We start from the raw sequence: 9,162 nt of genomic DNA, 5'->3' as shown, positions 1-9,162 counted from the left end.
GCCCGTGACAGCCCGCCGCCTCCGACTCCGCCGTGCCGCTCCGCTGCTCGGTGTCCTGCTCACGGTCGCGGCGTGCTCGGGCGGGCCGGATACCGACGGGGGGCCGGCCCAGGCGACGCCGGCGCCCAGCGGTTCGGTCGCGGCCGTGTGCGACAAGGAGCCCGCCGGTCCGACGGCCGCCCCCGCGGGGGCCGTGGTCGTCGACCCGGCGGTGCCGGGCGACCTCGCCGCGAAGACGCGCTCGGCCGGGCCGGGGACGACGTTCTGGCTCAAGCCGGGCAAGCACATCCTCGGCGACGACAAGTACGACCAGGTGTCCCCCAAGGACGGCGACGTCTACATCGGCGCACCGGGCGCGATCGTCGACGGCCGCAAGATCAACCAGTACGCCTTCACCGGACACGCGGTGAACGTCAAGATCACCTACGTGACCGTGCAGGGCTTCGCCGCACCGCACGATGAAGGCGTCGTCAACCACGACTCCGGCGACGGCTGGGTGATCGAGCACTCGACCATCCAGGACAACGACGGCGCCGGCCTGATGGCGGGCGCGCGCCAGCAGGTGCGCGGCAACTGCCTGCGCCGCAACGGCCAGTACGGCATCAACGCCTACTCCGGCGGCACCCCGATCACAGCCCTCGTCGTGGAGGGCAACGAGATCGCCGGCAACAACACCGGCGACTGGGAGACGAAGATCGAGGGCTGCGGCTGCAGCGGCGGGATCAAGTTCTGGGACGTCAACGGCGCCGACGTGCGCGGCAACTGGGTGCACGACAACCACGGCACCGGGCTCTGGGCCGACACGAACAACAACGACTTCCTCATCGAGGGCAACCTCATCGAGGACAACGACGGTGCCGCGCTGATCTACGAGATCAGCTACAACGCCGTCATCCGGGACAACACGATCCGCAAGAACAACTGGGTCGACGGCCGCCGGTACGCCGACCGCGGCGACAACTTCCCGACGCCGACGATCTACATCTCCGAGTCCGGTGGTGAGCCGCGGATCAAGGCGCGCACCGCGAAGATCGAGATCTCCCGCAACTACCTGGAGAACAACTGGTCCGGGATCACGCTGTGGGAGAACGCCGACCGCTTCTGCAACAGCCCGGCCAACACCTCCTCCGGCGACTGCACCCGGCTGGTGCCGAACGTGAAGCAGTGCGCGGCCCCGGCCATCTCGGCCGGCCCGTTGCTGGCCGACTGCCGCTGGAAGACCCAGCACGTCGACATCCACGACAACAAGTTCGTCCTGGACCCGGCGGTCGTCGGCTGCCAGGCCGCGTGCGGCCGGATGGGCCTGCTGTCGAACTTCGGCACCTACCCGGACTGGTCGCCGTACAAGGGCGAGGCGGTCCAGGAAGCGATCACGTTCAAGCAGGACAACCGCTGGCACGACAACAGCTACACCGGTCCGTGGACGTTCATCGTGTACACGACCGACCGCGTCCTCGAGGTCGGCGAGTGGGAAGGCTCGCCGTACTCGCAGGACACCGGGAGCACGTACACCGCACAGGGCGGGGGCTGACATGACCGCGCACACCGCACCGGCGGCGGGCATCCGCGGCGACGCCGCGGCCGAACCCACCTCCGCGACGCCGAAGTGGGCCGGCCTGGCCTGGGCGCTGCTGATCCTCAACACGCTCGGCTCGACCGGCGCGAAGACGGTCATCCCGCTCCCGCGGTCGGTCAGCCAGCTGGTCACCATGGGCGCGCTGATGACGGCCTTCGTCATCGCGCTGGTGCTGAACAAGCACCTGCGGATCCGCCCGAGCGCCTACCTGTTGCTGCTGACGCTGCTGCTGGTGTCCAGCATCCTTTCCAGCGCCGATCTGCAGGAGGGCGCTGGCGCGCTGTTCCGGTGCTTCCGGCTGACGGTGTTCGTGACCACGCTCTGGCTGCTGACCCGCTGGTGGGACGGTGGCTTCACCTTCGTCCGCTACCACATCCGCACCTACGCGATCGTGCTCGCGTCCGTGGCGATCGGCCTGGTGATCTCCCCGGGCAACGCGATGCCGGACATCTACGGCGGCAGGCTCTCGGGCGCGATCTGGCCGCTCACCCCGCCGCAGATCGGCCAGTACGCGGCGGTCATCTCCGGGCTCACGCTCCTCCTCTGGTTCGGGCGCCGCACGACGTGGCGCAGCGCGGTGTTCATCGTGGTGCCGGTGGTAGGACTGCTGATGCTCACGCACACCCGCACGGCGACGCTCGGCCTCGTCGCCGGGCTCGCGGTGGCCTTCCTGTCGATGCTGATGACCAGCGCCCGCGCGCGGAAGGTCTTCGCGTGGACGGTGGGCGTCGGTGGCGTCGCCGGCGTGGTGCTCGCCGGCGCGCTCCAGACGTGGTTCCTCCGCGGGCAGAGCGCGGACAACTTCTCCAGCCTCACCGGCCGCGCGAAGGTCTGGGACGCCCTACTGGAGGCCCCGCGGACGACGGCCGAGTACATCTTCGGTGTGGGGCTGACCGACAAGTCCTACGACGGCCTCCCGATCGACAACAGCTGGCTCGCGATCTACCACGAGCAGGGCTTCGTCGGGATCGCCCTGGTCGCCGGGTTCCTCCTGACGCTGATCGTCGTCGCGGTGCTGCGACCGCCTTCGCTGGCGAGAACGTGCGCGATCTTCTTGATCACCTACTGCGTTTCGGCCTCCTACACCGAAGCTGGTCTCGGCGACGCGTCGCCTTATCTGCTGCACCTGGCCGTGGCCGCGTCACTGCTGGTCCGCGGGACTCCGCAATCCGACGAACAAGCATTCATCCCGGCGAAGGAGGCAAGCGCGTGAGGGTGCTCGTGGTGCACAACCGGTACCGGTCCGAGCAGCCGAGCGGCGAGAACAACGTCGTCGACGCCGAAGTCTCGCTGCTGGCCGAGGGCGGCCACGAAGTGTCGCTGTTCGAACGCCGCAGCGACGACATCTCGGCCATGCCGTTGCCCCGCAAGGCCGCGGTGCCGCTGATGGTGCCGTGGAACCCGGCGGTGCGGAAGGAACTCGCCGCCCGGCTGCGCGCGAAGCGCCCGGACGTCGTGCACATCCACAACACGTTCCCGCTGTTGTCGCCTTCGGTGGTCGCCGCCTGCGCGGACGCGGGGGTGCCCGCGGTCGCGACGCTGCACAACTACACCATGGTCTGCCCGCCTGGCACGCTTCACCGCGACGGCCGCATCTGCACCGAGTGCGTCGGCGGCTCGCCGTTGCCGGCGGTGAAGCACGGCTGCTACCGCGGTTCGAGCGCGGCCACGCTCCCGATGGCGGCGAGCATGGTCGCGAACCGCCGCCGGTGGTGGACGGGCGTTTCGCGGTTCTTCTGCATTTCGGCGGCGCAACGCGACCTCCTGGTATCGGCCGGGATGCCCGGCGAGCGGATGGCGGTGAAGCACAACTTCGTCACCGACCCCGGCGTCCGCCGCACCGGCGACGGGACGCACATCCTGTTCCTCGGCCGGGTCACCGAAGAAAAGGGAGTCGGCCTGCTGATGCGGGCCTGGGACCGCCTCGGCGGTGCCCTGGGCGTTCCTCTGGTCATCGCCGGCACGGGCCCGATGCAGGACGAGGTCGCGGCCTGGGCGGCCGGCCGTTCCGACGTCTCGTACGTCGGTCTCCGGAACAAGGCCGAGTGCCGCGCGCTCACGGCCGACGCGGTCGCGGTGGTGGCCCCGTCGACGTGGCTGGAGGCGTTCGGTCTCGTGGTCGTCGAGGCGATGGCGGCGGGCGTGCCCACGGTCGCGGCCGCCCACGGGGCGTTCCCCGAGCTCGTCGAGGACGGCATCACCGGCCTCCTGCACCAGCCGAACGACGAGGTTTCCCTCGCGGAACGGCTGCGCGAGGTCGTCGGCGACCGCAACCGCGAGATGGGGGACGCGGCCCGCGTCCGGTACGAGAAGGACTTCACCCCGGCGGTCGGCCTGGACCGCCTGATCACCGGGTACAAGGCGGCGATCAAGGCGTGAAGCAGCTGGTCCGGACAGCACCCGCGGTCCTGCCGGCCGCCCTGCGCGCCCCGCTGGCGATGTCGGGAGCGCTGGCGACGGCGGTGCTCGTGGCGCTCGGCATCCTCCACTTCCACGACTCCGGGTTGTCGGGGATCGACGCCGCTGTCCTGCCCTCGCTCGACGGGGTCGAGCCGCCGTGGCGGTACGTCGCCCTGGTCATCGACTTCGGCGGCGAACCGGTGGGGTCGGTGGTGCTGGTCGCCCTGATCGCGGGGCTGTGCTTCCTCGCCCGCCGCGCGCGGATGGCCGTGCTGACAGTGCTGGGCGTCCTGGTCACGGTGGTGGTGACGACGGTCCTGAAGCCGATCGTCGGGCGCACCATCCACAGTGAGTTCCTGTCGTATCCGAGCGGGCACACGGCTTTGGCGACGGCGCTCGCGCTCATCGTCGGTCTGCTGCTGGCCGATCGGCTGGGGCTCGGCCGGGCGACCGCGGTGCCGCTGATCCTCGGGTTGGCGTTGGTCGCCGGGATCGCCATGGGCTGGGCCGAGGTGGCCTTGGGGGCGCACTACCCGACGGATGCGGTCGGCGGGTTCTGCGCCGCACTGGCCGCGGTCCCGGCCACCGGCTGGGCGGTGGATCGCGTCGCCGGCCGGCTCTGAGAGCGAGCCGGCGGTCGCTTGACGGGCCGGCCTCGGCTGCGAGGGGGCGTGGTCGGCGGTCGACGGATGGGGCGGTCTCGGTTGCGAGAGGGTGCGGCTGATTCGCTCGGCCGGTTGGCCGGCGGTCGCTTGGTGGGGCGGTCTCAGCCGAGAGGGAACGTCGATCGACTCGACGGCGGGCCCGACCTCTCGGCTCGCGCGGATCGGTGCGTCGGTGCTGTCGGTCCGCCGGAGTCTTGTTCGTCGGTGGGGTGTCCGAGTCGTGAAGGAGATCCCCATGATCCAGAAGATGATCGCCGCCGAGCGGCGGGAGCTGGCCGCTGTGCTGGACGGGCTTTCGCCGGCTGCCTGGGTGTCGCCGACCTTGTGTGCGGGCTGGCGGGTGCCGGAGGTCGTCGCGCACATGACGATGCCGTTCCGGTTCTCGGCCGGACGGTTCGTGGGTGAGCTGCTGAAGTCCGGAGGCCGCTTCCACGCCATGGCCGATCGCGTCGCCCGCCAGGGGGCGGCCGAACTGTCCCGCGAAGCGCTGGTCGCCTCGCTGCGCGACAACGCCGACCACCCGTGGCGGCCGCCGGGTGGTGGTCCGGAAGGTGCCTTGAGCCACGACGTGATCCACGGGCTGGACATCACGACCGCCCTCGGTCTCGAACGCCGTGTTCCGGCGGAGCGCCTCGAGGTGATCTTCGCCGCGATGAAGCCGAAGCAGGTCAAGTACTTCGGGACCGACCTGGACGGCGTTGCCTTGCGGGCCGATGACCTCGACTGGTCGTACGGCACCGGGACCCCGCTCACCGGGACGGCCCAGGACCTGTTGCTCGTGTTGTGCAATCGGCGGTTGCCCGCCGGACGTCTTCGGGGAGAGTCGAGCGCGCGCTTCACCACGGTCTGAGTTCCTTTCGTAGTTGGTCCATTGTAGACAGGTGGGGTGCGCCGAAGCGCAACGCCTGGAAACCGGCGTCGCGGGCGGCGGTCACGTTTTCTTCGCGGTCGTCGATGAGCAGCACTCGGTCGGGCACCACGTCGAGCCGGCGGCGGAGCGTGGCGAAAGCTTCCGGATCGGGTTTGCGCACGCCGATATCCCCGCTCACGAACCAGTCGGTGAGGTACTCGCCGAGCCCGAACCGATCGCGCAGCAGTTTCGACCACTCGCTGACGTCGTTGCTCAGGCAGGCGAGCCGCACTCCGGTGGTCTCGAGCTCGGCGAGCAGGGCGACCACGCCTTCGGTGAGGCGGTGGCTCTGGCAGTACTCCTCGTCCGACGCCCCGGGTGCGCCCGCCGTCGCCCAGAAGTCCGCGGAGGACAGCTTGCCGAGGCTGCATTCCTTGTACAGCTCGGCGATCCCGGGCCGGTCCAGCACGCAGCCGTGGCTGCGGAGGTAGGGCACCAGCAGGTCCGCGACGTCGTCGGCGCACGCGTAGAGCACGCCCATGGCGTCGAACACGACGACGTCGATCGCGTCGCGATCTCGGGCTGTGGAGGCGGGGTTCGAAGGGGCCATGTCTTCGACGGTACCGAACACACGTGCGAGCGCCATCACTTGAAAGGGTGAAGCAAGTGGTGTCCGAAATTCTCCGTTCGCGACTTTTCTCTTGCGGCACAAGGCAAAAGTGGTCGATCGCGTTGGGGTGCCGCTGGAAATTGTCGGACCCGGTCGGCAAGCTCGTGATCAGCAGCCGGCGGGCCCACCGCCGAACGAAGAGCATTCGTCCTGCGAGTAGGGCTCCGCCCGCCAGCCCGCAGCGTCGACCGTCCTGGAGGTGTCATGCACGACGAAGGTCCACGGTCCGGCGTAGGAGTTTCCGTGCCACCGGTTTCCCTGGTGGAACGTGATCGCCTCCTCGACCACGGTTCCCTTGTAGGGGGACCAATCCGGGAAAGTCCCGTAGTTCGAGAGCAACGCCATCCGCCCGCACAGGCTCGTGCAGCCGACCCGGCCGGGATCGAACCGGAAGGTGTTCCCGTGGATCTCGACGAGCTGCGACTTCCAGCGGCAGTCGTCGTACGCCGGTGGCTTCTCGATCGTGCCCGCCGCGCACGAAGACTTCTGCGCGACCTTGGTGCAGTAGCCCGAAGACGTGTTCGCCGGGCTGCTGCAGAAGCGGTCGGCGTTCTCCCACACCGTGATCCCGGCCCAGTTGTCCTCGAAGGTGTTGCCGCTGATGTCGACGGCCGAGGTCCGTGCCGGGACGCGCGGCTCACCGCCGGATTCCGAGAGGTACACCGTCGCCACCGGGAAGTTGTCGCCGCGGGCGGCGAACGCCCGACCCTGCACCAGGGTGTTGCCGCGGAACGTGTTGCCGCGCAGCACGAGGTTGTAGCTGGTCTCGTAGAACAGCGCCTCGGCCGCGTTCGCCTCGAACAGGTTGTCCTCGACGAGGAAGTCGTTGTTGTTCGTGTCGGCCCACAGGCCGGCGCCGTGGTTGCCGTGGACCCAGTTGCCGCTGATGTCGGCCCCGTTCACGGCCCAGAACTTGGCGCCGCCGCTGCACCCGCAGCCCGGCACCTTGGTCTCCCAGTCGCCGGTGTTGTTGCCGGTGATCTCGTTGCCCTCCAGCACGAGCCCGGTGATGCCGTCGCCCGCCTGGTACGCGTTGAGCCCGTACTGGCCGTTGTCGCGCAGGCAGGTGTGCCGGACGATCTGGCGTGCCCCGGCCATCAGCCCGGCGCCGTCGTTGTGTTCGATGGTGGTGTTCTCGATGAGCCAGCCGTCGCCGGAGTCGTGGTTGACCACGCCTTGGTCCTGGTGGGCGGCGAACCCGCGGATGGTGAGCCCGCGGATCTCGACGTCGCGCGCCCGCTGGGTGAAGGCCGCGCGGTTGACGCCGCGGCCGTCGACGACCGCGCCCGGTGCGCCGAGGTAGACGTCGCCGTCTTTAGGGGCGACCTGGCCGAACTCGTCCGTGCCGAGCGTGTGGGTGCCGGGGTGGAGCCAGAACGTCGTGCCGGGCGGGTGCGACGCCGTCTGGGCGGAGAGGTCTCCGTCGACGCCCGGATCGACGGAGACGGCCCCGGGCGGCGCTTCCCCGTGCTCCGCGGGCTGGCGGTCGCACACCGGCCCGGGCCCGTCGGCGGCGCGCGCGATCACCGGGCAGGCCACGGCGATCAGGAGCGAGCAAGCAGCGACGAGAAGCGCACGAGATCTGCCCATGGCAGGAAGTTACGCACGGACGGGCCGGAAAACAGTCCCCCTCAAGTGTCCTCATCGGACCCAGGGGGTGAATCCGGCCCGCCGGCAGCCGGGTCAGGCGTACTTGCGGAACACGGGCTGCACCGGGCGCCCGCCCATCCACGGCGTCGGGTCGCCGGCGTCGAGCGCCTTGCGGTAGACCGTGCAGGCCTGGGCGACCACGTCGATCGTCTTGTCGATGTCGGCTTCGGTGAGCGCGGCACTGACCACGAAGGACGGTCCGAGCACGCCACCGCTGATCAGCTCGCGCAGGAACAGCGTCCGGTAGGGCTGCGACGGCTTGCCCTGCTCGTCGAGCGTGCCGAAGACGAGGTTGCTGGCCCGGCCGCGGACGACGACGTGGTCCTCGACGCCGATCCCGGCCGCCACCTCGCGGACGCCGGCGGCGAGCCGGTCACCGAGGGCGTGGAGCCTGCCGACGACGTCCTCGTCGCGGTAGACATCCATCACCGCCATCGCGGCGGCGAGCGAGTGGGTCTCGGCCCCGTGGGTGGTGGACAGGAGGAACACCCGCTCGCGGTCGCTGCGCAGGCCGCCGATCTCCATCAGGTCCCGCTTGCCGGCCAGCGCCGAGACGGCGAAGCCGTTGCCGAGCGCTTTGCCGAACGTCGAGAGGTCGGGCGTGACGCCGTAGAGCCCCTGCGCGCCGTGGGCGGACCACCGGAAGCCGGTGATCATCTCGTCGAAGACCAGCACGACGCCGTGCCGGGTGGTCAGCTCGCGCAGGCCCTGCAGGTACCCCGGCGGGGGTTCAACCGCCGCCGCGGCCTCCAGGATCAGGCACGCGATCTCGCCGTCGTGGCGCTGCAGCAGTTCCTCCGTGGCCTGCAGGTCGCCGTACGGGAAGGACAGGACCGCTTCCGTCGTCTCGTCCGGGATGCCGGCGTTCATCGGCGTGGTGCCGATGAACCAGTCGTCGGTCGAGAAGAAGGCGTGGTCGGCGCACTTGGCGACGAGCCGGCGGCCGGTGGCGGCGCGGGCCAGCCGCACGGCGGCGGTCGTGGCGTCGGAGCCGTTCTTGGTGAACTTCACCATGTCGGCGGTCGGCACGTTTTCGAGGAACCGCTCGGCCGCGTCCGCCTCGATGATCGACGGGCGGATGAAGTTGCTGCCCTTGTCGAGCTCGCCGCGGACCGCTTCGAGGACCCGCGGGTGGGCGTGGCCGAGGATGACCGCCCGCAGGCCGGCGCCGTACTCGATGTACTCGTTGCCGTCGACGTCCCAGACGTGGCCGCCGCGGCCGTGGGAGATGACCGGAGCCATCCCTTCGGGATACTGGTCCGAGCCCTTGGCGTAAGTGTGCGCACCGCCGGGGATGACCCGGTGCAGCCGCTCGTTCGCCTCCGTGGAGCGGGGCAAGTTCGTTCCCATG

Annotated in this window: 8 protein-coding genes; 5 read left to right on the top strand and 3 right to left on the bottom strand. The window is 70.1% G+C overall.

Annotation, left to right across the window (positions count from 1 at the left end; translation table 11 throughout):
- Window positions 1-4 precede the first annotated feature (4 nt).
- The 5 genes from SD460_RS03145 (at window position 5) to SD460_RS03125 (ending at window position 5,491) form a co-directional block, all read left to right on the top strand.
- Window positions 5-1,531, top strand: a complete 1,527-nt coding sequence (locus tag SD460_RS03145) for a right-handed parallel beta-helix repeat-containing protein (RefSeq protein WP_290051266.1) — start codon at window positions 5-7, stop codon at window positions 1,529-1,531.
- 1 nt (window position 1,532) lies between these two features.
- Window positions 1,533-2,789 (top strand): O-antigen ligase family protein, encoded by a 1,257-nt coding sequence (locus tag SD460_RS03140; RefSeq protein WP_438860553.1) that lies wholly within the window; start codon window positions 1,533-1,535, stop codon window positions 2,787-2,789.
- Window positions 2,786-3,955, top strand: coding sequence for a glycosyltransferase family 4 protein (locus SD460_RS03135; RefSeq protein ID WP_290051264.1), 1,170 nt, complete (start codon window positions 2,786-2,788; stop codon window positions 3,953-3,955). The genes SD460_RS03140 and SD460_RS03135 overlap by 4 nt, the downstream gene beginning before the upstream one ends.
- A complete protein-coding gene (locus SD460_RS03130) occupies window positions 3,952-4,599 on the top strand; it encodes a phosphatase PAP2 family protein (protein ID WP_290051261.1) in 648 nt (215 codons plus the stop codon). The genes SD460_RS03135 and SD460_RS03130 overlap by 4 nt, the downstream gene beginning before the upstream one ends.
- 277 nt (window positions 4,600-4,876) lie before the next feature.
- The gene (locus SD460_RS03125; RefSeq protein WP_290051260.1) at window positions 4,877-5,491 is read left to right on the top strand and encodes a maleylpyruvate isomerase family mycothiol-dependent enzyme; all 615 of its coding nucleotides are present in this window, start codon (window positions 4,877-4,879) and stop codon (window positions 5,489-5,491) included.
- Here SD460_RS03125 and SD460_RS03120 read toward each other — a convergent pair.
- From SD460_RS03120 to SD460_RS03110, 3 genes are all read right to left on the bottom strand, one after another.
- Window positions 5,478-6,101 carry an HAD family hydrolase gene (locus SD460_RS03120; protein WP_290051257.1) on the bottom strand — a complete coding sequence of 208 codons (624 nt, stop codon included), beginning with the start codon at window positions 6,099-6,101 and terminating at the stop codon, window positions 5,478-5,480. The two genes, SD460_RS03125 and SD460_RS03120, sit on opposite strands and share 14 nt — an antisense overlap.
- Before the next feature lie 168 nt (window positions 6,102-6,269).
- The gene (locus SD460_RS03115) at window positions 6,270-7,751 is read right to left on the bottom strand and encodes a right-handed parallel beta-helix repeat-containing protein (protein ID WP_290051255.1); all 1,482 of its coding nucleotides are present in this window, start codon (window positions 7,749-7,751) and stop codon (window positions 6,270-6,272) included.
- A gap of 93 nt (window positions 7,752-7,844) precedes the next feature.
- Entirely contained in the window at window positions 7,845-9,161 is a 1,317-nt protein-coding gene (locus SD460_RS03110; protein WP_290051253.1) for a glutamate-1-semialdehyde 2,1-aminomutase, read from the bottom strand.
- Window position 9,162 lies beyond the last annotated feature (1 nt).

The organism is Amycolatopsis solani, from assembly GCF_033441515.1.
Lineage (GTDB): Bacteria > Actinomycetota > Actinomycetes > Mycobacteriales > Pseudonocardiaceae > Amycolatopsis > Amycolatopsis solani.
Note: the sequence above shows the minus strand (reverse complement) of the source record. Positions and strands in the feature narration are given on the sequence as shown.

What these genes read in the sequence shown, in the direction of transcription:
- SD460_RS03120 (WP_290051257.1), bottom strand. Translation starts at nt 6,101, where the DNA reads ATGGCCCCTTCGAACCCCGCCTCCACAGCCCGAGATCGCGACGCGATC.
- SD460_RS03125 (WP_290051260.1), top strand. Translation starts at nt 4,877, where the DNA reads ATGATCCAGAAGATGATCGCCGCCGAGCGGCGGGAGCTGGCCGCTGTG.
- SD460_RS03115 (WP_290051255.1), bottom strand. Translation starts at nt 7,751, where the DNA reads ATGGGCAGATCTCGTGCGCTTCTCGTCGCTGCTTGCTCGCTCCTGATC.
- SD460_RS03140 (WP_438860553.1), top strand. Translation starts at nt 1,533, where the DNA reads ATGACCGCGCACACCGCACCGGCGGCGGGCATCCGCGGCGACGCCGCG.
- SD460_RS03110 (WP_290051253.1), bottom strand. Translation starts at nt 9,161, where the DNA reads ATGGGAACGAACTTGCCCCGCTCCACGGAGGCGAACGAGCGGCTGCAC.